Genomic DNA, 20,176 nt, shown 5'->3' on the forward strand with positions numbered 1-20,176 from the left:
ACGATTTGGGGGTGAGCGCTTATATTTCAGAGCCATACTGGATGGCCCGAGGCGCAAATGACGAACGCCCCCACGTTCCTGGCCCCGATTTCCGAGGAGATTTGGCGGCGTAAGTATCGCTTCGAAGGCGAGACAGCACGTGACGAGACGCTGACGGATACGTTCCGGCGCGTCGCGGACGCAGCCGCCTCCGTCGAAAAGGGCGGGAAGCGCGTACGGCAGCGCTGGGCCTCGCAGTTCTACGACAGCATGGCAGACTTCGGCTTCGTGCCGGCCGGGCGCATCTTGGCAGGTGCAGGCACGGGTCGGGCCGTCACGCTTTTCAACTGCTTCGTCATGGGCCGGATCGGGGACGATCTCGGCGCCATCTTCGAGAACGTCAAGGAAGCCGCCCTCACGATGCAGCAGGGCGGCGGCATCGGGCACGATTTCTCGACTCTGAGGCCCAAGGGTGCACTGGTCAAAAGCATCGGCGCGGATGCGTCGGGTCCGGTGAGCTTCATGGACGTGTGGGATGCGATGTGCCGCACGATCATGTCGGCGGGCGCGCGGCGCGGCGCCATGATGGGTACGCTCCGCTGCGATCATCCCGACATCGAGACGTTCATCGACGCGAAGGCCGACCCGGCCAAGCTGCGCAACTTCAATCTTTCCGTGCTGGTCACGGATGCATTCGTCGCGGCCGTGCGAGCGGACAGTCCCTGGGACCTCGTGTTCGAGGGCAAAGTCTACAAGACGGTCCGTGCGCGTGATCTTTGGGATCGCATCGTGCGCGCGGCGTACGACTATGCCGAGCCGGGCGTGATTTTCATCGACCGCGTCAATGCCCTCAACAACCTCGCTTTCTGCGAGGAGATCAGCGCCACAAATCCGTGCGGCGAGCAGCCGTTGCCGCCTTATGGCGCGTGTCTTCTTGGGTCCATCAATCTGGCCGCGCTGGTGTCGGCGCCGTTTTCCGATCATGCGGCGATCGATGCAAAGAAGCTCGCGGAGCGGGTGCGGATCGCCGTGCGCTTTCTCGACAACGTCATCGATGTGTCGGGTTATCCGCTCGAGGCGCAGCGCCGCGAGGCCATGGCCAAGCGGCGCATCGGCCTTGGCGTCACCGGACTTGCTGACGCGCTGATCGCCATGGGCGTGCGGTACGGAACCTCGGAAGCGGCCCAGCTTGCGCAATCGTGGATGAGAACGATCGAGCAGGCCGCGTATCTCGCGAGCGCGGAGCTTGCGGCCGAGAAGGGCGCTTTCCCTCTCTATGATGCCGAGCGTTTTCTTGCCTCTCCGAATGTGGTCCGGCTTGCACCGGAGGTCCGTGAGGCGATCGCACGGCATGGCATTCGCAACGGGTGTCTCACGTCGATTGCGCCAACCGGAACGATTTCTCTGTTCGCCGGCAACGTCTCTTCAGGTGTCGAGCCGGTCTTTGATTTTCGCTATTCGCGGCGAGTGCTCGGTCCGGATGGAGGCGCGCGCGTCGAGGAGGTCGAGGATCTGGCGCATGCGCAGTTCCGGCGCCGGTTCGGGGCGGAGGCTCCGCTCAGCGCTGCTTTCGTCACCGCGGCTGAGCTTTCGCCGCGCGAGCATCTCGTCATGCAGGCCGCGCTGCAGAAGCATGTCGACAGCTCGATCTCGAAGACCATCAATTGTCCCGAGGACATTTCCTTCGAGGCTTTCAAGTCGATTTATCTTGATGCGTTCGATCTCGGTCTCAAAGGCTGCACGGTGTATCGGCCCAATCCTGTCACGGGCGCCATTCTCACACGTGCGACGGCTGGGGATACCCAGGCGGAATCTGCAGCGGCGATCAGCAAACCCGCCTCAGTGCAGGTTGCCGTCCCGGACCGGGAAGTCCCGCGACGTCACGGGGATGTGGTCTATATGGCCCAGCCGCTCGACCGCGATCCCGTGCTGGCGGGGTATACCTATAAGCTCAAGTGGCCTGAGAGCGATCACGCGATCTACGTCACCATCAACGATATCGAGGCGGGTGGGCGGCGGCGTCCGTTTGAGATTTTCATCAACACGCGCAACCTCGAACATTATGCGTGGACGGTCGCGCTGACGCGCATGATCAGCGCCGTGTTCCGGCGCGGCGGTGATGTGTCATTCGTCGCCGAAGAGCTGAAGGCCGTGTTCGATCCGCAGGGCGGCCGCTGGATGGGTGGCCGCTATGTGCCGAGCCTGCTCGCGGCGATCGGAGACGTGATCGAAACGCATATGCGGCGGATCGGATTCCTGACGTCCGAAGAGGCGATCGAGGCGCCGACGTTCGTCGAGCCGGTGTCGTTGTCGAACAGTGAGGGAGCGGCCGGGATTCGCGCTTCCGGGCCTGGGTCTGTGGATCGTCCGGCGGGCCTCGGGCGGAGCTGCCCCCGGTGTGCAGCACAGGCCTTCGTCAAAGAGAGCGGGTGCTGGACCTGCCGGGCGTGCGGTTTCTCCCGCTGTGACTAATCGTGGCCAAGCTGAGGCGGACGATTTCCGTCTTGCTGCAGCAAATCCACGGTGATCGTGGTTAACCGCGTGAAATTTCAAGCGCGTTCCCTGCGTAACAGCTTCGGCCGGCAGCAAGGCGGTAGGGTTACCCGCAGAGCAGTTGCCCAAAAATGACTGAGATCAAGCCATATTTCAGCTGGAAAAGCTCAGCATCCTGCGGGTCAGTAAGGTAGCGTCAAGAGCCGCGTACACGGCAAAGGAACCTGGTTATGGGAGCGCGTGTCATTCAACTCGCAGAAGTCAGAGCCCGCCGCTCTGCTCCAAAGCCCGAAATCGCTACGCTGGACAGCACGTCTGAGCTCAACGATCGTTTCCATTTCTGGAGTGGCGCCTCTGGACGGCGCTACGTCCACTCGGTCTACGACCTCGTCGATTGCCCTGAGGTTCCGGCCGCCAATTTTCTGCTTGTGCATCGCGACGAGACAGGCCGCCGCTCTGTGCTGGCCATCGGCCACCTGACACACTCGGCTACTTCGCTCAATCTCGCAGAGATCCGGTATCGCGGCGCCCGCCTTGGTGCCAACGAGGTTCATGTGCATCTGCTGGCGCCTACGGCTCAGCAGCGTCGCATCGTCGAGCTCGACCTGCGCGCCGGTCAGATTGATCATGGTGACGGCGACCTCATCACCGCCACGCGCCACTGAACTTAGACGCGATTGCCGCTGAGAGATTCCGATCGCGCCAACTCCATGTTGGCGCGATTTTCGTTTGCGTGCTTGTCCGCTGGATTAGAGCAGGGCGCGCATCGCCCACAGTCCGGCAAAGAGGCCGAAGATCGACAGCACAACACTGGCAATGACGTAGGTCGCAGCAAGCCAGCTTTCGCCTCGCTCGATCAGCAGTGCGGTGTCGAGGGAGAAGGCGGAAAAGGTGGTGAAGCCGCCCAAGATGCCCGTGGTCAAAAAGAGCTTCAGCTCCTGGGGCGCTTCGCCCTTGAAGGCGAACCAGCCGGCCACAATGCCCATGACGGTCGAGCCGATCACGTTGATGGCGAGGATGCCGTAGGGATACCCGCTGCCGATCAGCGCCGTGATCCAGGTGTTGAAGGCGTGACGCAGCAGGCCGCCGAGCCCTGCTCCGAAAAAGATGGCGATGGATGCTTGCATCTTCGTCTCCGCAATTGCCTCTTTAGGGCGCGTTCGCGCGGAGCAGCGACGCAAGCTCCTACCCGCGCAAAAGCGCCCGGTAGGAGCCATCAGCCTTTCGGCGGTTGTCGGGAGACTCCATTCCCATCCCACACATCCAATCTGCGCGAAGGCGGACGGATTTGCAAGGTGGCCGACCTATGGGCGCGTTGCGCAAGCCTCTCGCCTAGCTGCGTTTTGCGCGATAACCGAACCGATTGTCGCGGACCGTGCGGGGCGCCCATGTGGTTCGGGTTGCCCAGGCGCGTGCCAGGGCCTTGGTGTTCGCGCCCCCGCTGGATGTCGCGCCGCGCCCGGCAATGGCGCCGGTCAATGTTAGAAGGCGATCCAAGCGAGGTTCGCGGATCCCGAGCTCCGTGAGGTGCCGGCGGGTGCTCAGGAAATAGTCGAGATTGGTGCCGCTGCGCCCGGCCGAGCGACGGATCAACTCGGCTTCCCACGCCAGAGGCAGGCGGCCTGCATAGGCGGGATGAGCCCGTTCGGCGATGTAGGTGACGGCCCACACGATGCGCGCCGGCTCATTGCCAACATGGGCAAGGTCCAACGGCACGAGGGCCTCGCGATAGACGCCGTAGATCAATTCGCGCTGGCGCAAGTAGGCCAGCGTTTCCTCGCGAGCGTTCGCTGCAATCCGAAAAGCTATCCCGTCGCAAACTCCGCCCCGGTCGAGCCCGAGCACTAAACCCGGCTGGCGTTCCGTTCCGCGATAATGGATCGAATAGACGCAAAAGGCCCGATGGTAGCCGGTGAGACGGGCCGGGCGTGCTTCCACGAAGGCGAACCCCGGGTTCCACATCAGCGACCCGTAACCGAAGATCCAGGTGTCGGCGGGTTCGGCGGCCATACGCGGGGGCCTCCTCAGCTCAACGCTTCTTGGCGGGTGCCGAGGAGGAAGGGGTGGTCTGTCCGTGTGTGCGGCCGAAGTCCGGTGCTGCGGTGTCCTGACCGGCCTGAATGATGCTCCGGCGAACGGCGCGAGCGTCGGTGAAGAGGCGATGGAGCGTCTCGCCATCGCCGAAGCGGATGGCCCGCTGCAGCATGGTCAGGTCTTCCGTGAAGCGGCCGAGCATGTCGAGCACGGCCTCCTTGTTGTTGAGGAAGACGTCGCGCCACATGGTCGGATCGGAGGCCGCGATGCGCGTGAAATCGCGGAAACCGCCGGCGGAGAATTTGATCACCTCGCTGTCGGTTACGCGTTCCAGGTGCTCGGCCGTGTTGACGATGTTGTAGGCGATGAGATGCGGCACGTGACTGGTGATGGCGAGCACGAGGTCATGGTGCTCGGGCGTCATGATCTCGACTTTCGAGCCGAGCGCTTCCCAGAAGCTGCGCAGCTTCTCGACAGCCTTGCCATCGGTATGGGGTTCGGGCGTCAGAATGCACCAGCGGCTATCGAACAGCTCGGCAAAGCCGGATTCAGGGCCGGATTGCTCCGTTCCCGCTATCGGATGGCCCGGAACGAAATGCACGCCCTCCGGCACGTGTGGGCTGACGTCACGCACGATCGATGCCTTGACGGAGCCGACGTCGGTGAGGATGGCGCCGGGTTTCAGGCTGCGCGAGATCTCCTTGGCGATGGGGCCGCAAAGTCCGACCGGTGTGCAGAGAATGACAAGGTCGGCGCCTTCCACAGCCTCGGCGGCGGTGACATAGCCTTCGTCGATGAGGCCAAGCTTCATGGCCGTTTCAACGGTCGCCGGGGTGCGGGCGGAGCCGACGATCTCGCGCGCGAGATTGGAGCGGCGGGATGCGTGGCTGATGGAAGAGCCGATGAGGCCGATGCCGATCAGAGCAATGCGCTCGAACATCGGCTCCTTCTGAGGCCCGCTCATGCGCGCGCTCCTGCGAAAGCGGTGAGCGCTTCAACCACCTTGCGGTTCTCGGCTTCGGTTCCGATGGTGATGCGCAGCGCATTGGGAAGCCCATAGCCGGCAACGCGGCGTACGATGATGCCGCGCTGCTTCAGGAACGTGTCGCAGGCAACCGCATCGCGGCCGGGGCTGGTCGAGAAATGTACGAGGATGAAGTTCGCCACGCTCGGCGTCACGCTGAAGCCGAGCTTTTCGATTTCAGCCGTGAGCCACGGCAGCCATTGCTCGTTGTGGCGGACGGCCGTTTCGATGTGTGACCAGTCGTCCATGGCGGCAGCGCCGGCGGCAATGGACGGCGCGGAGAGGTTGAACGGGCCGCGGATGCGGTTGAGTGCATCGGCCACGGCTGCCGGGCAGTAGGCCCAGCCGATGCGTAGGCCCGCGAGGCCGAAGATCTTGGAGAACGTGCGCGTCATCACCGTGTTCTCGGTGGTCGCGACCAGCTCGAGACCCGCTTCGTAGTCGTTGCGGCGGACGTATTCGGCGTAAGCGGCATCGAGCACGAGCAGCACGTCGGCGGGCAGGCTGGCGCGGAGGCGCCGCACTTCGTCGATGGCGAGGTACGTGCCCGTTGGATTGTTCGGGTTCGCAAGGAAGACGATACGCGTGCGCGGGGTCACGCGCGCGAGGATCGCATCCACGTCGGTCCTGAGGTTGGTTTCCGGTGCGACGACCGGCGTCGCGCCTGCGGCCAGGATCACGATGCGGTAGAGCAGGAAGCCGTGCTCTGTGTAGAGGCCTTCGTCGCCGGGGCCGAGGTAGGCGTGTGCGATCAGGCTGATCAACTCGTCCGAGCCCGCGCCGCAGACGATGCGATCCGGATTGAGGCCGAAACGGCGCGCGATGGCTTGACGGAGCGCCGAGGCTTGGCCGTCCGGATAACGTTCGAGGGCGCTCCCTGCCGCGGTAAAGGCTTCGATTGCCTTGGGGCTCGGCCCGAGCGGGGTTTCGTTCGACGAGAGCTTGACCGGTTTCAAACCGCCCGGCACCTGGCTTTCGCCCGGGACGTAGGCCTCGATATCGAGGACACCGGGACGGGGTTTCGGGGCGAGAGGGGCCATGGATCGGCTCAGTTTCCAGTAGGGGATGAAAAGCCTGCCGGTTGGGCGGGCGGTCCCCGTGATACCGAGGGTGCCGCAAAAGCGCAAAGGTTTAAGCGCCGCGACCGGTTAGCTGAAGAGTTGAGGCAAACAAAAACCGCGTCCCGGAGGCCGGAACGCGGTTCGAAATCCGGAAATAGTCTCCGCGCCTACTGCATATAAGGCGCGTCGCCGCCGTGCGGTGCGTTGGGCGACGAGAAGAAGAAGCCGCTGTCGAAGGGTCCTGCAATCGTCTGGTTCGTCACAGTCGGGTCGACGAACCTCCGCGTATTGGTGCCCTGGAGGTATTTATAGGAATACCCGCCGCGCCGCGGTGCGGGACGCACGACGCCGCGCAACGGCTTTTCCTTAACGCTGGGCTTCTGGGCGAAAGCCACGTCGGGGCCGACCGGCAACGCGAGCAGCGCAAGGGCTGCCATGATTTTGAAGAGACCGAGTTTTTTCATGGCGCGAACCTAACCCAGGTTGGGGGTGCATGTCGATGTGGGGGGACGATTTCGGTGGCCCGGTGTGGCTTTCTGAACCTCAGTAGAACCCCCGTTAAGGGGGCCCAGTTCCCCGATCATCGCCGAACATATCTTGAGGGCCCGTTAATGAATATTTGATGTCACAGCTGTTGGAGGACCAGGGCCTTGACCCCGGCCAATAAGCTCCGATATTGAGGGCTTGATTTCGACCGTGGTGATTTGGCCGGCCGGCTTGCAGCCACGTTAAACAACTCGCTAAATGGGCCGTCGCGCACCCGAACATATACGGATGGGCCGGCTTGAGGGCCGGTTTCGAACGCCCGCACAGGCGGGCCGGGAGCACGAGCGCATGGGCACGTCGTCCGCGTTGTCCGAAGGTGCGGATCGCAAAGCCGATCCGATGGCTGATCACAGGCTGCCGGAGGTTCACAGTCCCTCCAGCCAGATCATCGTGTTTCCGGAGGAGGCGCCTCTGCGGCTCGAGTCCGGCCAGCTTCTGGGGCCGCTCTCGATCGCCTATCAGACCTACGGCACCCTCAACGCCGACAAGTCGAACGCCATCCTCATCTGTCACGCGCTCACCGGCGACCAGCATGTGGCGAACGTCCACCCTGTCACCGGCAAGCCTGGCTGGTGGGATCTGCTGGTGGGGCCGGGCAAGCCGGTCGACACCAACCATTTCTTCGTGGTTTGCCCGAACATTCTCGGCGGATGCATGGGCTCGACCGGTCCTGCGTCCCTGAACCCGAAGACCGGCAAGCCCTACGGTCTCGATTTTCCCGTGATCACCATCGGCGACATCGTCGACGCGCAAGTGCGCCTTGTCGATCACCTCGGGATCGGAGAACTGTTCTCCGTGATCGGTGGGTCCATGGGCGGCATGCAGGTGCTCGAATGGGCTGCGCGGCAGAAGGGTCGCGTTGCGACGGCCATTCCGATCGCGACCGCACCTTGGCACACAGCGCAGAACATCGCGTTTCACGAGGTTGGCCGGCAAGCGGTCATGGCTGATCCCGACTGGCGCGGCGGCAACTACTATGAGCATGGCGTTGTGCCCAAGAATGGGCTTTCCGTGGCGCGCATGGCGGCGCACATCACGTACCTTTCCGAGAAGGCGTTGCAGGGCAAGTTCGGCCGCAATCTGCAGGATCGCGCCGCGCGCTCGTTCTCGTTCGATGCCGACTTCAAGATCGAGAGCTATCTGCGCCATCAGGGCTCGACATTCGTCGATCGCTTTGATGCCAACAGCTATCTCTACATCACGCGGGCCATGGACTACTTCGATCTGGAGGGCGCCAACGGCGGAAAGCTCGCGAATGCCTTTGCAGGCACCAACACGCAATTCTGCGTGGTGTCCTTCACAAGCGACTGGCTCTATCCCACGCGCGATAGCAAGGCGATCGTGAAGGCGCTCAATGCGGTCGCCGCGAACGTGTCCTTCGTCGAGATCGAGAGCGACAAGGGCCATGACGCCTTCCTTCTGGAAGAGCCTGAATTTCATGCGACCGTGCGCGGTTTCTTGACCGCGGCGGCTGGCAAACGCGGGCTCCTGCCGCACGTGGAGGCGATCTGATGCAGAAAGCCGTTCCTTTCACCGGTCAGCAACGCGCCGACCACCTTCTGATTGCCGAAATGGTTGCGCCCGGATCGCGTGTGCTCGACGTGGGCTGCGGCGATGGTGCGCTGCTCAAGCTCCTCGCCGACACCAAGGGTGTCGACGGCCGTGGCGTCGAGCTGTCGCGCGAGAAGGTCAATCTTTGCGTGAAGAGCGGTCTTTCGGTGATCCAGGGCGACGCAGACCGCGATCTCGCCGACTATCCCGATCAGTCGTTCGACTATGCGATCCTCTCGCTCACTATTCAGGCGACGCGCGATCCGAAAACCGTGCTGGCCAATCTGCTCCGTATTGGGCGGCGCGCGATCGTTTCGTTCCCGAATTTCGGGCACTGGCGCATTCGCGCCCAGCTTCTGTTCTCGGGGCGGATGCCGATGACGCCCAATCTGCCGGAGCCTTGGTACACGACGGCCGACGCTCACCTTTGCACGATCAAGGATTTCGTCGACCTCGTCGAGATCGTCAACGCAGAGGTCGAGGCGGCGGTGGCGTTCAACGCGAAGGGTCAGCGTCTGCCGATCAAGAATTCTCTGTCGCTGCAGAACCTGCTGGGTGAGAAGGCCGTGTTCAGGCTCAAGCGGCGCGCCTAGGGTCGCTCCGGTTTTGGTTGAATCGCGGACCGACCCTCGTTCTTTGTTTTGTCATGCTTCTTATCGGAAAACCGGTTTCCACTTTTCCGGAAGCACTCTAGTGCGTTGTCGCTTCAACGGATGGTGACAAGGTCGCGCAATGCCTTCGCGCGCACCGGCTTGCCCTTGATGGGCGCCATCGTCTCCTTGCGCGCTTCCACCATCAGGACACCGCCGAGCGCGGGCGACACTCTCGCGCCGACGCGCTCCCAGGCTGTTGCCGAGCGCACGAGGATGCCGCGGTCGAACGGCGGGAAGTGCAGGGCCGTGTCCCAGGCCTGCGGCGTGAACAAGGATTGATGCAGCAGGCTGTCCAGCTGCGAGCGGCTGTAGGGCCTGCCGAAGCCGAAGGGAGTCGTGTCGACGTGGGTCCAGAGACCGCGCCTGTTCGGAACGATGGCCATGAGGCGTCCTTCCGGTCTCAGCACCCGCCAGAGTTCACGCAAGAGCGGCGTCACCTGTTCGGCGACCTCCAGGCAATGGATGACAAGCAGGCGATCGACGGAATTGTCGCGCAAGGGAAGGGACCCCTCGTCGACCAGGGCAGAGAGAATGGGAGACGATGGCGGCCAGATCAGAGCGCCTTGGCTCGCGGGCATCAATGCACTCACGCTGCGAGTCTCGCCGCGATAGGCGTTGATGAAGGGGGTGCCGAAGCCCAAGCTGGCGATAACCTCGCCCGGTGCGGGGCCCCAATGCGAACGGATGCGGCGCGCAAGGATTCGCCGTGCGATCTGGCCGAGCGGCGTCGCATAGAAGTCTCTTAGCGTTACGACATCCAAATGCATGCGTTTCCGCAGATCCGAATTTGCGACCACTTTTCGCCTGACCGGCATTGCAATGGCAAGGTCATGCGATTAGCTTTTTACAGGATCCGGTGAGCGTTCGCTCGAAACGGGTCAGAACACCCGCGTCACGACCCAGATGGCTCAACCCGAAATCCACCAATTCCCTTGTCTCAAGGACAACTATGGCGTTCTCGTCCACGACGCGGAAGGGGACGTTACGCTGTCTATCGACGCGCCGGACGCCGCTGCCGTCAAGCGAGCGCTCGAGGAACGCGGTTGGCGACTGACGCATATTCTCGCAACCCATCATCATGCCGATCATACGGCGGGGATTCCCGCGCTCAAGGCCGAAACGCACTGCCTAGTGATTGGTCCGCGCGATGAGGCGGCCCGTATTCCCGGGCTGGACCAAGCGGTTGGCGAGCCCGATACGCTTTCTCTCGGTACACTCACCGTGAAGGTACTCGATACGCCGGGACATACCATAGGGCATGTCACGTACTGGCTCGACGGGGCCAAGGTCGCGTTTGTCGGCGATACGCTGTTCGCGATGGGATGCGGGCGCATCCTCGAGGGAACGGCGGAAATGATGTGGACGTCCCTTCGCAAGATCGCCGATCTGCCGCGCGATACACTTCTCTATTGCGGGCACGAGTATACGGTCGCGAACGGCAAGTTCGGTGTTTCCATCGAGCCCGAGAACGGGCGGCTTCAAGAGCGGCTCTTGGATGCCGAGACAGTGCGCGCGCAAGGCGAAGCGACACTGCCCACGCGCGTCGATTTGGAGCTCGAAACCAACGTGTTTCTGCGGGCCGACACACGCGCCCTTCGAGACCGTGTGGGACTGCCCGCTGCTCCGGCCTGGAAGGTCTTCGCCGATCTGCGCGAACGCAAGAACCGGTTCTGAAGCCATGACCATGGACGCAGGCAGGATCATCGCCGAGTTGGGCCTTGTGCCTCACCCGGAGGGTGGACATTTTCGCGAGACGTTCCGGGACGCTGCATCCGACGGGCGCCGCGCGCATTCCACGGCCATCTATTTCCTGCTCAAGGCCGGAGAGGTTTCGCGCTGGCATCGGGTCGACGCGGTGGAAGTCTGGCACTGGTACGCTGGCGCACCGCTGATGCTGGCCACGGCTCCGCCGGACGGAGACGTCCAGATGGTATGTCTTGGGCCGGCGGTGCTCGATGGGGAACGGTCTCAGGGCATTGTCGCGACGGGGCACTGGCAGCAGGCGTGGTCTCTCGGAGACTGGACGCTCGTCGGATGCACCGTTGCGCCGGGGTTCGAGTTCGCGGGGTTCGAGCTTGCGCCGCCAGGGTTCACGCCAAGTGCCAAGACTGCTGCAGACTGAAAATGGCTCGTCCGCCGCCAATAGGGAAGTTTTCCACCATTCAATGTATGAGCTAGCTGGGCGTATCTCGCTGTTTTCTTTGGCCTTCAAGCAATTCCTGGGGACCGCGTCCGGCCTACGCTTGCCGCTCCAATACGACTCGTGAAGAGTGCGAATCAAACGCGGAATTGCGTGCGCGCAGCGGGGGTTGCAAAAAATGAAAGTGGAGTCCACCGGGACTGTTCTAAGTACGGTATTCGTCGACTACGACAACATCTACCTGTCGCTGAAGCGAAAGAACGAAGAGGCAGCCAAGCGGTTCGCCAAGGATGCTTCGCTGTGGCTTCGTGAGATCGAAAGCGGACGGCTGATTACGCCGACCAATGGCGTCAATTTCACGACTGCGCCGCGCCGCATCGTCATGAGCCGCTGCTACGGCAATCCGGTGCCGCGCCGGAATGCGCACGACAACTCGACGGATATGAACTCGTTCCCTTTTGTGCGGCATCATTTCCTGCGCGCAGGTTTCGAGGTCGTCGATTGCCCACCGCTTACGGCTCAGCTCAAGAACTCCGCCGATATTCGCATGGTGATGGACGTTCGCGACGTCCTGCATCACGATACGCGCTTCGACGAATTCATCCTGCTGTCGGGCGATGCGGACTTCACTCCGGTGCTGCACCGCTTGAGGGCTCACGCGCGCCGCACGGTGGTGTTCGCGAACGACCATACGGCTCAACCCTATACCGCGATCAGCGACGGCGAGGTTCGCGAGGCGGATCTCATTTCGCTGCTTCTCGATGGCCGCATCGATGCTGAGCCGAAGTCTGGTGGCGCGCTGCGCGAGCCAACGGCGGCGGAGCTCGAGACAATCCGTAAGACGATCGTTGCCGAGGTGGCGGGCGCTGTCCGTTCGGCTGGACAGCCGGTGCCGCTCGAAGCGCTGGCGGATCGTGCCGTCCGCGTGCTTGGGCACGAGAAGACGGTTGGTTCGGCTTGGGGTGGAGCGGGTGGTTTCCGCGAGCTTTTGGCCAAGGCTCTGCCGAAAGACATCAAACTCACGGATCAGGCTCCCTATTTTGCCTACGAACCCACGCGGCAGATTTCGCGTGAGATCGATGTGCGGACAGAGCTGCCGGCTCCGCGCAGGGCGGACATGGGAGAGGCTCGCCCAGAGCCGCGTCTCGATACGCCCCCCTCGCGGCGTGTTGAGACACGTGCGGACTACGAACGTGACAGCCAACCGGAAGTTCGTTTCGAGCCTCAGCGTTCGGAGCGTCCGCAAGCCGATCAGCGCGCCGAGCGATTGCCCGCGCGTTACGACGAGCCGCGCTACCAGCTTCCGCGCGAGGCGCGCAGCGAGTTTGCAGATCCTTCGCGCGAGATTGCGCGTCAAGAGCGCGTTCCACAGAGCCGCAGCGAGCCGCAGTCGAGCTACGGCCAGCCGCCGGCCTATGGGCAGCAGACTGGCTACGCGCAGCAGAGCTTTGGCGCGTCGCCGCCGCGTGCGCCGCAACAGGAGGCTGCTGTGCAGCCGTCGAGCGGAAGCTACGGTGCCCGCCCGGCCCCGCCGAGCCCGGAGGCGCTCGGCGCACAGCGTCCGGCTTCTCCGCCGGTGCAACCGGCGCAGCCCCAGCGGTCCGTCGATCAGGCGTCGCAAATTCAGCAGTCGATCGCGCGCATCCATGAGGCCTGCCAGGCGCCGCCATTGTCGCCGCCCGAGTACCGCGTGCTGTTCGAGGTGATGGCGGAAGAGATCACAGCCAACAATCTCTCTGGCCAGCAAACGCTGATCAATATCGTGCAGCGGGCTCGCGAGATGGGTCTCGAAGTGCGACGCGACGACGTGCGTTTCGTGCTCGAGGTCGTAAGCGAGGCCGATCCGTGGTTCGAGCAGGGTGCATCGGCGAATCTGTTTGCAAGCCGCTTCCGCAATTTCGTCGTTGCGCGCTGCCGTTCGCAGGGGCTCAACCTGTCGGCCGACGAGATCGACCTCATTGACGCGTGGTTCGGTGGGGCTCCGGCTTCGCAGCGGGCAGCGACTTCGGCTCCGCAGGCTCCGGCGCGTACAGCCCCTCCGGCACCGCAGGGTTACACCAGCGCACCGGCTCCGCAGCAGGGCGGTGATCGCTGGCAGGTGCCGGACAACCGTGCGGCTCCGCAGGCTCCGGCCCCGTTCGGGGAGGCCGAGGAGGAATTCCCGCGCATCGTGCGTTCTCGCCTGCGCGGGTAGGTTCGACACGTTGCAATTTGATGTTTGGGCCGGCGGCGTCGAAAAGATGCCGTCGGCTTTTTCATTTCATGCGTGTCTGGATCCCGCCGGCACTCGAAACAAAAGGGCCGCGGAGAGAGATCTCCGCGGCCCTTCAATTTCGGTACTGACTCGCGAGATCAGACGGCGATGTAGTGGCCGCCGTTGACGTCCAAGCAGGCGCCGGTGATGAAGCCGGCGTCGTCGGCGGCGAGGAACGTCACCGCACGGGCAATTTCCTCGACAGTGCCGAGGCGGCCCACGGGGATCTGCGGCAGAATCTTGCTTTCAAGGACTTCCTTCGGCACGGCGGCGACCATCTCGGTGTTGATGTAGCCTGGAGCGATGGTGTTGACGGTGATGCCCTTGGTGGCGCCTTCGAAGGCGAGAGCCTTGGTGAAGCCGTGCATGCCGGCCTTGGCGGCGGAGTAGTTCGTCTGGCCCATCTGGCCCTTGCGACCGTTGATCGACGAGATGTTGATGATGCGGCCGAAGTTGCGCGAACGCATGGAGTCGATCACGAGGCGGCTCATGTTGAAGACCGAGTCGAGGTCGACGTTGATGACCTCGCGCCACTGCTCGGGCGTCATCTTGTGCAGCATGGCATCGCGCGTGATGCCTGCGTTGTTGACGACAACGTCGATGGGGCCGAGGGCCTTGGTGATCTCGGCAATACCCTTGGCGCACTCGTCGTAGCTGCCGACGTTCCACTTGTAGACGGGAATGCCGGTTTCGACCTGGAACTGCTGAGCAGCGGCATCATTGCCGGCGTAGTTCGCGGCGACGCGATAGCCCTTGTTCTTGAGTGCGATCGAGATGGCGTGGCCAATGCCACGCGTGCCTCCGGTTACGACAGCGACGCGCGTCATGAGTGAAGATCTCCCTAGAGCAGATTTCTGATTGATTGCGGGTGGGGCTGATTAGCCTTCCCGACTTTGATGCGGGAAGTCACCAAAATGAAGCAGGATAGGAGGCGGCCTCTCCCTATGGGTAGGGAAAGGCCGCATTCTGTTTCGTCAATCGCGCTCGAGGCACATGGCGACGCCCATGCCGCCACCGATGCAGAGCGTGGCGAGGCCCTTCTTCGCGTCGCGGCGCTGCATTTCATAGAGCAGCGTAACGAGGATGCGCGCGCCTGAGGCACCGATCGGATGGCCAATGGCGATCGCGCCGCCGTTGACGTTTACTTTGTCGGTGTCCCAGGCGAGGCCCTTGTTGACGCTGATCGCCTGCGCCGCGAAGGCTTCGTTGGCCTCGATGAGGTCAAGATCCTTGACGGTCCAGCCGGCCTTTTCGAGCGCCTTTTTCGAAGCAGGAATGGGGCCGGTGCCCATGATCGACGGGTCGACGCCGGCGTGCGCCCACGAAACGATACGGGCGAGCGGCTTCACGCCACGCTTCTTCGCTTCTTCAGCCGTCATGAGAACAACAGCGGCGGCGCCGTCGTTGATGCCAGATGCGTTGGCCGCGGTGACGGAGCCTTCCTTCGGGTCGAATGCGGGGCGCAGCTTCGCGATGCTGTCGAGCGTCACGCCGTCCTTGATGTACTCGTCAGTATCAACGACGGTGTCGCCCTTCTTGCCCTTGATGGTGACGGGGGCAATCTCGTCCTTGAACTTGCCGGCCTTGCGCGCCGCCTCAGCCTTGTTCTGCGAAGCCACGGCGAACTTGTCCTGCTCTTCGCGCGTGATTTGCCACTGCTTGGCGACGTTCTCGGCCGTCGTGCCCATGTGGTAGTTGTTGAAGGCGTCCCACAGGCCGTCCTTGACCATGGTGTCGACGAACTTCACGTCGCCCATCTTGGTTCCTTCGCGCATATGCGCGGCGTGCTTGGACTGGCTCATGCTTTCCTGGCCGCCCGCGACGACGATGGACGAGGAGCCGGTCTGGATCTGCTGCAGACCGAGGGCGACGGCGCGAAGGCCCGAGCCGCAGATCTGGTTCATGCCCCAAGCCGGTGCATCGACCGGAATGCCGGCTGCGATGGCTGCCTGCCGCGCCGGGTTCTGGCCGTGGCCTGCCGTCAAAATCTGTCCGAGAATGACTTCGGAAACGTCGCCGGGCTGGGTCTTTGCGCGTTCGAGGGCTGCGCTGATGGCGACCTTGCCGAGTTCATGTGCCTGAAGGCTGGAGAGCGAGCCGTTGAATGCTCCGACAGGCGTTCTGGCAGCGCCGGCGATAACAATAGTTGTGCTATCCGCACTCATTTTATTTCTTCCTCCTCGAGGGGAAATCTGGGGCGTTTCTTGGCCTTGGGGTGACGAACCGCCTTTGACATGCATCAAATGACGGTCGTCAGCGGTACGATAGCAGTAGCGTAACGCTGCCCGCAATTAGGTCTTTGTGTCGATACTTTGCTTGGCAGGTATGCAGTTAGGTCTGGTAGCTCGTCTCCTGGCTGTGCTACGATGCCGCAGCGCAAACAGGTGTAGGTTTGATGGCTCAGCCCATGCTCAACAAATCCGACGTAAGCCCCGAGAAAAAAGAGGCGGTCGTCATCAAGAAGTATGCGAACCGGCGTCTCTACAATACCGAGACGAGCACGTACGTTACGCTCGACGACTTGGCTCAGATGGTGCGCAACGACAAGGATTTTGTCGTCTACGACGCCAAGTCCGGTGACGACCTGACCCATGCGGTGCTGACGCAGATCATCGTTGAGCAGGAGAGCCGGGAGGGCGGGCAGACGCTTCTGCCGATCCCCTTCCTGCGCCAGCTTATTCGTTTCTACGACGACAATATCGGTACCATGGTGCCGAGCTATCTCCAGTTCAGCCTCGAGAATCTCGTCAAGGAGCAGGAGAAGTTCCGGTCGATGTTCGCGAGCGCTTTCGCCAACCCTGCCGCAGCCTTCGAGGCCTATCAGGACCAGGCGCGCAAGAACATGGCGATGTTCGAGCAGGCCATGGCGATGTGGACGTCCTTTGGCGGGGCGGCCAATCCGCAGGTGAAGAGAAGCGAAGGGCAAGCGAGCGAGCAGCCGACTGCGGCCGCAACCGGTGAGCCCAAGGGTGAGATTGACGAGCTCAAGGCACAACTCACCGCCATGCAGCAGCGGATCGAGAAACTGGCCAAAGATCGCGAATAGCGGCGTCGTTCAGAGACGCCCTTTGCGTTCGTGTTCTTCGGCGAGCGCTGGTTCGCCGTAGAGATAGCCTTGCAGGTAGTTCGCTCCAGCCTTGCGAAGGAACACCGCGGCCTCTTCGTCGCCCACCCACTCGGCCACCGTCTCTAGGCCCAATGCGCGTGCCATCTCCAGCATCGTCTTGGCGATGACGCGGCTCTGGTGATCGTTCGGCAAGTCCGTGATGAAGGCGCCATCGATCTTCAGCATGTCGATCTTCAGCGTCTTCAGGTGTCGAAACGACGTATAGCCGGCGCCGAAATCATCGATAGCTGCCTTGCATCCAAGCGCGCGTATCGCATCGACGAAGGCGGCGACGCGCTCGAAATCATGGATCATCGCCGTTTCGGTGATTTCCACGGTGAGGCGGTCGGCGAGCCCGGGTGTGTCAGCGGTCAGCTTGCGCAACGCTGCGATCCAGTTGTCGTCGTGCGCAGTCAGGCTCGATGCGTTGAGCGACATGCGGAGCTTGGGATGCCGCGTGAGGAGGGTGCCCGCGAGCTCGAGCGAGCGCCTGTCGAGGAGAGAAGCCAGTCCGAGCTTTTCCGCCTGCAGGATCAGGTCGCCAGCGGAAACGAGCGATCCGTCGTTGCGCCGCAAGCGGAGCAGACCTTCGTAGAAGGCGGTCGCTCCGCTCACGGCGTCTACGATCGGCTGCAAGACAAGCGATAGACGATCTTCTTCAAGCGCGGCGATCACCGCGCTTGAAGCGTTCTCTCCGTCTGCGTTGTTCTCGCGAGCCATATCGTGATGATGGGCGATCTGGCCGCCCGTCAAAGACCGTCTGTTGGTAACACTCTACTGGTCGCTGCTGCCGAAGCCAATGTCGCGCTTGGCGACGCGAATACCGATCGTGAAACCGGCGATCACATCGATCAAGAAGGCGACCAGCAGAAGGAAGAAGACCGAGGTTGCGGCCTGCGGGACGACGATGAACTCGACCAGTGCGGCGATGAAGACCAGCATCGAGAGGCCATGATCGACCAGCGACGACGTCGACGTGTACGTGGCCTTCAGGATCTCGATGAACAGGACGATGAGCGAAGCAATGAGGATCAGGTCGCCCCAGGTGAAGGTCCAGCGCGCGCCGCTGATCATCGGAAGGCTGAACAGCTCGGTGCCGAGAAGTTCGCGCGCGGCGGCTGCGCCGTCGGTCGTCTCGGCCGCCGGAGACCCGGAGAAAAGAACGATGACGTTGTAGAGAACGAAAACGAGGAACGTTAGCGGGATAGCTCTCAGCGACATGTTTCCCTCCTAGAGGCCAAGACGCCAGCCTTGTACCCTATCCTCCGGGAGATTTCGATGGACCTTACGAAAAACGGCGGCTCCCGCGAGGGATGCCGCCGTTTCATTGAAACCTATTGTGCCGATGATCAGGCGTCGGACTTCGCCGGAAGGATCTGGCGACCGCGATACTTGCCGGTCTTGAGATCGATGTGGTGCGGACGGCGGCGCTCGCCGCTCTCCTTGTCCTCGACGTAGGTCGGCGCAGAGAGCGCATCGTGGGATTGACGCTGGCCCTTCTTCATGGGCGAGGTCTTTTTCCTAGGAACAGCCATGGGTTAAACTCCGGTCAGATGGCGCGCCTTGGACGGGCGCCGCTTGGGTTCTTGCAGAATGCGAATTGGCGGATGCCGTCTTGCGGAATGTTTCGGCGGCTCGTAACCGGTAGCGCCAAAACAAACCGCGACGTCCAACCGCTCGATCGGGCGCCGCAGGCTCCAAAACCAAAGATCGCGGCCTTATACCCACAAACCCCGATGGGCGCCAGATCATTTTCCGGCTTCGGGGTCGCGCCCTCCGGCGGCGGAAAACGATGTTAACACGGGGTGCGGGCCCATTTGGGACCAATCTCTTGGATCGTGGCCCTTATTGAGGGCCGAAATTGAGGGTCGGTGCCCAGTCGTCGGCCTTGGGCTTTTTCTTTTGGGGTGTCCGGAGCGGCGTCTTGCGCTGGGTCGGTTTGGCGACAGCAGGGGCTGGCGGCGGGGCCGAAGACGACACTACGCAGGATGCTACGGCGCCGTAGGCCCTGACGCGAGACTGGATCACGCGGGCCTTGGCCGACGTTCCCGGGCCCGGAGAGCCCGCGTCACGGGCGACCGGGTTCGGCAGCACGGCGGCGAGGAGGGCGGCTTCGCGGTCATTCAGTTGGGCTGCGGACTTGCGGAAATGGTGCCGTGCTGCCGCCTCGGCACCGAAGATGCCCGGTCCCCATTCGGCAATGTTGAGATAGACCTCGAGGATGCGCTGCTTCGGCCAGACCACTTCCATGACGAGGGTCAGCGGAATCTCGATGATCTTGCGGATGTAGCTTTTGGCATTCCACAGGAACAGGTTCTTGGTCACCTGCATCGAAATCGTGCTTGCTCCGCGCGGCGTTCCCCGGGACGCACGTTCGATGGCTTCCTTCATGGCCGCTGTGTCAATGCCGCTGTGCTCGCAAAAGCGGTCGTCTTCCGACACGACGACGGCCCGGATCAGCGCGGGCGAGATGGATTCGATGGGTGCCCACGTGCGATGGACCGCGTTTCCGGTGAGGAGCTTGGTCAGCATCAGCATCGACCCGGGCGGATTAATGAAGCGGAACAGCAGAATCAGCACGAGAACCAACGCCAGATAGCCACCCGCTGCATAGGCGGCGTAACGCGCCACGATGCGAAGGCGATCGGTCCAAGACCCCGTTTTCCAAGTGGGAGGTGCGAGTTCCGGGTCCGGCTCATATCGCGGCGCGATGACCGGTGGCGTCGGACGCGGAACGCGAAGCGATGGGTCAAGCCGGCGGCCAATGGTGATGAGGTGCGGATCTTCTGGGCCCCCGCCTGCCGAAGGGCGAAACAGATCCTGCGCGGCATCGGTGAACGATGGCGGCTCGGCTTGCGCTGCCGGAGCACTTTCCGCCGTGGATGGAGCCTCAGGCAAATGTGCCGGCTCTTCGGTGATCGGCTGGACGTCCGAAGGTGTCGGCGCTGTCCCGGCCTGTCCGTGATCCGGTAGTTTGGCAACGGGTTCCGGAGCGGACGGCGCTGCAGCTTCATCTGGATGGAGTTCACCGGAGGGCGGTGACAGCGCGTCAGCAATCGCCGCATGCCACGTTTCGCCGGTTTCGGCCGGTACCGTTAACGTCGCGCAGGTCTCTCCATCCGGAGCTTCTATGGTCTTGGCGGAGGGGTGATCCGGTGACTCGAGTGCGGCGGCGGACTCTTCTGCGATTTCTGCGTCCGGAGGTGCAGTGGCGGGGCCTCCTTCGGAGCGGGGCCCGTCGGGCAGCGGCAGCGGTTCGCCGCGCAACTCCAAATCGTCACGGGTGTCCTTATCCGCCACGGATGCTATATCCCGCGCCACTCATCGTTTCCCTC

20 protein-coding genes and 2 riboswitches are annotated in these 20,176 nt (G+C 62.8%); of the genes, 8 read left to right on the forward strand and 12 right to left on the reverse strand.

All coding sequences use genetic code 11. The annotated features are described in order from the left end of the window. Positions 1–57 precede the first annotated feature (57 nt). Together VHO05_RS09270 and VHO05_RS09275 are read left to right on the forward strand one after the other, a co-directional pair. Positions 58–2,451: an adenosylcobalamin-dependent ribonucleoside-diphosphate reductase gene (locus tag VHO05_RS09270; protein ID WP_329646303.1), complete on the forward strand. Its 2,394-nt coding sequence runs from the start codon at positions 58–60 to the stop codon at positions 2,449–2,451. A 251-nt stretch (positions 2,452–2,702) separates the two neighbouring features. After that, positions 2,703–3,137: a hypothetical protein gene (locus VHO05_RS09275; protein WP_329646304.1), complete on the forward strand. Its 435-nt coding sequence runs from the start codon at positions 2,703–2,705 to the stop codon at positions 3,135–3,137. Positions 3,138–3,221: 84 nt separating this feature from the next. Here the strand turns inward: VHO05_RS09275 and crcB are convergent, their stop codons facing one another. The 5 genes from crcB to VHO05_RS09300 all read right to left on the reverse strand — a co-directional run bounded on the left by crcB (position 3,222) and on the right by VHO05_RS09300 (position 7,055). Beyond that, positions 3,222–3,599 (reverse strand): fluoride efflux transporter CrcB, encoded by a 378-nt coding sequence (gene crcB / locus VHO05_RS09280; protein WP_329646305.1) that lies wholly within the window; start codon positions 3,597–3,599, stop codon positions 3,222–3,224. Positions 3,600–3,672: 73 nt separating this feature from the next. Continuing rightward, positions 3,673–3,733, reverse strand: a riboswitch (Fluoride riboswitch). Positions 3,734–3,804: 71 nt separating this feature from the next. Then, the gene (locus VHO05_RS09285) at positions 3,805–4,482 is read right to left on the reverse strand and encodes a gamma-glutamylcyclotransferase (protein WP_329646306.1); all 678 of its coding nucleotides are present in this window, start codon (positions 4,480–4,482) and stop codon (positions 3,805–3,807) included. Between the two features lie 19 nt (positions 4,483–4,501). Further along, on the reverse strand, positions 4,502–5,470 hold the full coding sequence (locus tag VHO05_RS09290) for a prephenate/arogenate dehydrogenase family protein (protein WP_329646307.1): 969 nt from the start codon (positions 5,468–5,470) through the stop codon (positions 4,502–4,504). After that, a complete protein-coding gene (hisC, locus tag VHO05_RS09295) occupies positions 5,467–6,570 on the reverse strand; it encodes a histidinol-phosphate transaminase (protein ID WP_329646308.1) in 1,104 nt (367 codons plus the stop codon). Before hisC ends, VHO05_RS09290 begins: the two co-directional genes overlap by 4 nt. 188 nt (positions 6,571–6,758) lie before the next feature. Then, complete coding sequence (locus VHO05_RS09300; protein ID WP_329646309.1) at positions 6,759–7,055, reverse strand: hypothetical protein; 297 nt, start codon at positions 7,053–7,055, stop codon at positions 6,759–6,761. Between the two features lie 222 nt (positions 7,056–7,277). Beyond that, a riboswitch (SAM riboswitch) is annotated at positions 7,278–7,356 on the forward strand. Positions 7,357–7,476: 120 nt separating this feature from the next. Here VHO05_RS09300 and metX point away from each other — a divergent pair. Both metX and metW read left to right on the forward strand, forming a co-directional pair. Further along, positions 7,477–8,649 carry a homoserine O-acetyltransferase MetX gene (gene metX / locus VHO05_RS09305; RefSeq protein ID WP_329647500.1) on the forward strand — a complete coding sequence of 391 codons (1,173 nt, stop codon included), beginning with the start codon at positions 7,477–7,479 and terminating at the stop codon, positions 8,647–8,649. Next, positions 8,649–9,281, forward strand: a complete 633-nt coding sequence (metW, locus tag VHO05_RS09310; RefSeq protein WP_329646310.1) for a methionine biosynthesis protein MetW — start codon at positions 8,649–8,651, stop codon at positions 9,279–9,281. Before metX ends, metW begins: the two co-directional genes overlap by 1 nt. A gap of 113 nt (positions 9,282–9,394) precedes the next feature. Here the strand turns inward: metW and VHO05_RS09315 are convergent, their stop codons facing one another. Beyond that, positions 9,395–10,108: a methyltransferase domain-containing protein gene (locus VHO05_RS09315; RefSeq protein WP_329646311.1), complete on the reverse strand. Its 714-nt coding sequence runs from the start codon at positions 10,106–10,108 to the stop codon at positions 9,395–9,397. Between the two features lie 136 nt (positions 10,109–10,244). Between VHO05_RS09315 and gloB the strand changes: the two genes are divergently transcribed. The 3 genes from gloB to VHO05_RS09330 all read left to right on the forward strand — a co-directional run bounded on the left by gloB (position 10,245) and on the right by VHO05_RS09330 (position 13,675). Next, positions 10,245–11,015, forward strand: coding sequence for a hydroxyacylglutathione hydrolase (gloB, locus tag VHO05_RS09320; RefSeq protein ID WP_329646312.1), 771 nt, complete (start codon positions 10,245–10,247; stop codon positions 11,013–11,015). 10 nt (positions 11,016–11,025) lie between these two features. Next, positions 11,026–11,463 carry a cupin domain-containing protein gene (locus VHO05_RS09325; protein WP_329647501.1) on the forward strand — a complete coding sequence of 146 codons (438 nt, stop codon included), beginning with the start codon at positions 11,026–11,028 and terminating at the stop codon, positions 11,461–11,463. A 196-nt stretch (positions 11,464–11,659) separates the two neighbouring features. After that, positions 11,660–13,675 (forward strand): NYN domain-containing protein, encoded by a 2,016-nt coding sequence (locus tag VHO05_RS09330; RefSeq protein ID WP_329646313.1) that lies wholly within the window; start codon positions 11,660–11,662, stop codon positions 13,673–13,675. Between the two features lie 158 nt (positions 13,676–13,833). Here the strand turns inward: VHO05_RS09330 and phbB are convergent, their stop codons facing one another. Both phbB and VHO05_RS09340 read right to left on the reverse strand, forming a co-directional pair. Then, a complete protein-coding gene (phbB, locus tag VHO05_RS09335; RefSeq protein ID WP_329646314.1) occupies positions 13,834–14,562 on the reverse strand; it encodes an acetoacetyl-CoA reductase in 729 nt (242 codons plus the stop codon). Between the two features lie 147 nt (positions 14,563–14,709). After that, positions 14,710–15,900 (reverse strand): acetyl-CoA C-acetyltransferase, encoded by a 1,191-nt coding sequence (locus tag VHO05_RS09340; protein WP_329646315.1) that lies wholly within the window; start codon positions 15,898–15,900, stop codon positions 14,710–14,712. Between the two features lie 230 nt (positions 15,901–16,130). Between VHO05_RS09340 and phaR the strand changes: the two genes are divergently transcribed. After that, a complete protein-coding gene (gene phaR / locus VHO05_RS09345; RefSeq protein WP_329646316.1) occupies positions 16,131–16,781 on the forward strand; it encodes a polyhydroxyalkanoate synthesis repressor PhaR in 651 nt (216 codons plus the stop codon). Positions 16,782–16,790: 9 nt separating this feature from the next. Here the strand turns inward: phaR and VHO05_RS09350 are convergent, their stop codons facing one another. The 4 genes from VHO05_RS09350 to mtgA all read right to left on the reverse strand — a co-directional run bounded on the left by VHO05_RS09350 (position 16,791) and on the right by mtgA (position 20,141). Next, entirely contained in the window at positions 16,791–17,594 is an 804-nt protein-coding gene (locus VHO05_RS09350) for an EAL domain-containing protein (protein WP_329646317.1), read from the reverse strand. A gap of 21 nt (positions 17,595–17,615) precedes the next feature. Next, positions 17,616–18,062 carry a hypothetical protein gene (locus tag VHO05_RS09355; protein ID WP_329646318.1) on the reverse strand — a complete coding sequence of 149 codons (447 nt, stop codon included), beginning with the start codon at positions 18,060–18,062 and terminating at the stop codon, positions 17,616–17,618. 128 nt (positions 18,063–18,190) lie between these two features. After that, on the reverse strand, positions 18,191–18,376 hold the full coding sequence (rpmF, locus tag VHO05_RS09360; RefSeq protein ID WP_329646319.1) for a 50S ribosomal protein L32: 186 nt from the start codon (positions 18,374–18,376) through the stop codon (positions 18,191–18,193). 310 nt (positions 18,377–18,686) lie between these two features. After that, positions 18,687–20,141 (reverse strand): monofunctional biosynthetic peptidoglycan transglycosylase, encoded by a 1,455-nt coding sequence (gene mtgA / locus VHO05_RS09365; RefSeq protein WP_329646320.1) that lies wholly within the window; start codon positions 20,139–20,141, stop codon positions 18,687–18,689. Positions 20,142–20,176 lie beyond the last annotated feature (35 nt).

Source organism: Hyphomicrobium sp. (assembly GCF_036262015.1).
Classification (GTDB): domain Bacteria; phylum Pseudomonadota; class Alphaproteobacteria; order Rhizobiales; family Hyphomicrobiaceae; genus Hyphomicrobium_C.

What these genes read in the sequence shown, in the direction of transcription:
- VHO05_RS09270 (WP_329646303.1), top strand. Translation starts at nt 58, where the DNA reads ATGACGAACGCCCCCACGTTCCTGGCCCCGATTTCCGAGGAGATTTGG.
- VHO05_RS09275 (WP_329646304.1), top strand. Translation starts at nt 2,703, where the DNA reads ATGGGAGCGCGTGTCATTCAACTCGCAGAAGTCAGAGCCCGCCGCTCT.
- crcB (WP_329646305.1), bottom strand. Translation starts at nt 3,599, where the DNA reads ATGCAAGCATCCATCGCCATCTTTTTCGGAGCAGGGCTCGGCGGCCTG.
- VHO05_RS09285 (WP_329646306.1), bottom strand. Translation starts at nt 4,482, where the DNA reads ATGGCCGCCGAACCCGCCGACACCTGGATCTTCGGTTACGGGTCGCTG.
- VHO05_RS09290 (WP_329646307.1), bottom strand. Translation starts at nt 5,470, where the DNA reads ATGAGCGGGCCTCAGAAGGAGCCGATGTTCGAGCGCATTGCTCTGATC.
- hisC (WP_329646308.1), bottom strand. Translation starts at nt 6,570, where the DNA reads ATGGCCCCTCTCGCCCCGAAACCCCGTCCCGGTGTCCTCGATATCGAG.
- VHO05_RS09300 (WP_329646309.1), bottom strand. Translation starts at nt 7,055, where the DNA reads ATGAAAAAACTCGGTCTCTTCAAAATCATGGCAGCCCTTGCGCTGCTC.
- metX (WP_329647500.1), top strand. Translation starts at nt 7,477, where the DNA reads ATGGCTGATCACAGGCTGCCGGAGGTTCACAGTCCCTCCAGCCAGATC.
- metW (WP_329646310.1), top strand. Translation starts at nt 8,649, where the DNA reads ATGCAGAAAGCCGTTCCTTTCACCGGTCAGCAACGCGCCGACCACCTT.
- VHO05_RS09315 (WP_329646311.1), bottom strand. Translation starts at nt 10,108, where the DNA reads ATGCATTTGGATGTCGTAACGCTAAGAGACTTCTATGCGACGCCGCTC.
- gloB (WP_329646312.1), top strand. Translation starts at nt 10,245, where the DNA reads ATGGCTCAACCCGAAATCCACCAATTCCCTTGTCTCAAGGACAACTAT.
- VHO05_RS09325 (WP_329647501.1), top strand. Translation starts at nt 11,026, where the DNA reads ATGGACGCAGGCAGGATCATCGCCGAGTTGGGCCTTGTGCCTCACCCG.
- VHO05_RS09330 (WP_329646313.1), top strand. Translation starts at nt 11,660, where the DNA reads ATGAAAGTGGAGTCCACCGGGACTGTTCTAAGTACGGTATTCGTCGAC.
- phbB (WP_329646314.1), bottom strand. Translation starts at nt 14,562, where the DNA reads ATGACGCGCGTCGCTGTCGTAACCGGAGGCACGCGTGGCATTGGCCAC.
- VHO05_RS09340 (WP_329646315.1), bottom strand. Translation starts at nt 15,900, where the DNA reads ATGAGTGCGGATAGCACAACTATTGTTATCGCCGGCGCTGCCAGAACG.
- phaR (WP_329646316.1), top strand. Translation starts at nt 16,131, where the DNA reads ATGGCTCAGCCCATGCTCAACAAATCCGACGTAAGCCCCGAGAAAAAA.
- VHO05_RS09355 (WP_329646318.1), bottom strand. Translation starts at nt 18,062, where the DNA reads ATGTCGCTGAGAGCTATCCCGCTAACGTTCCTCGTTTTCGTTCTCTAC.
- rpmF (WP_329646319.1), bottom strand. Translation starts at nt 18,376, where the DNA reads ATGGCTGTTCCTAGGAAAAAGACCTCGCCCATGAAGAAGGGCCAGCGT.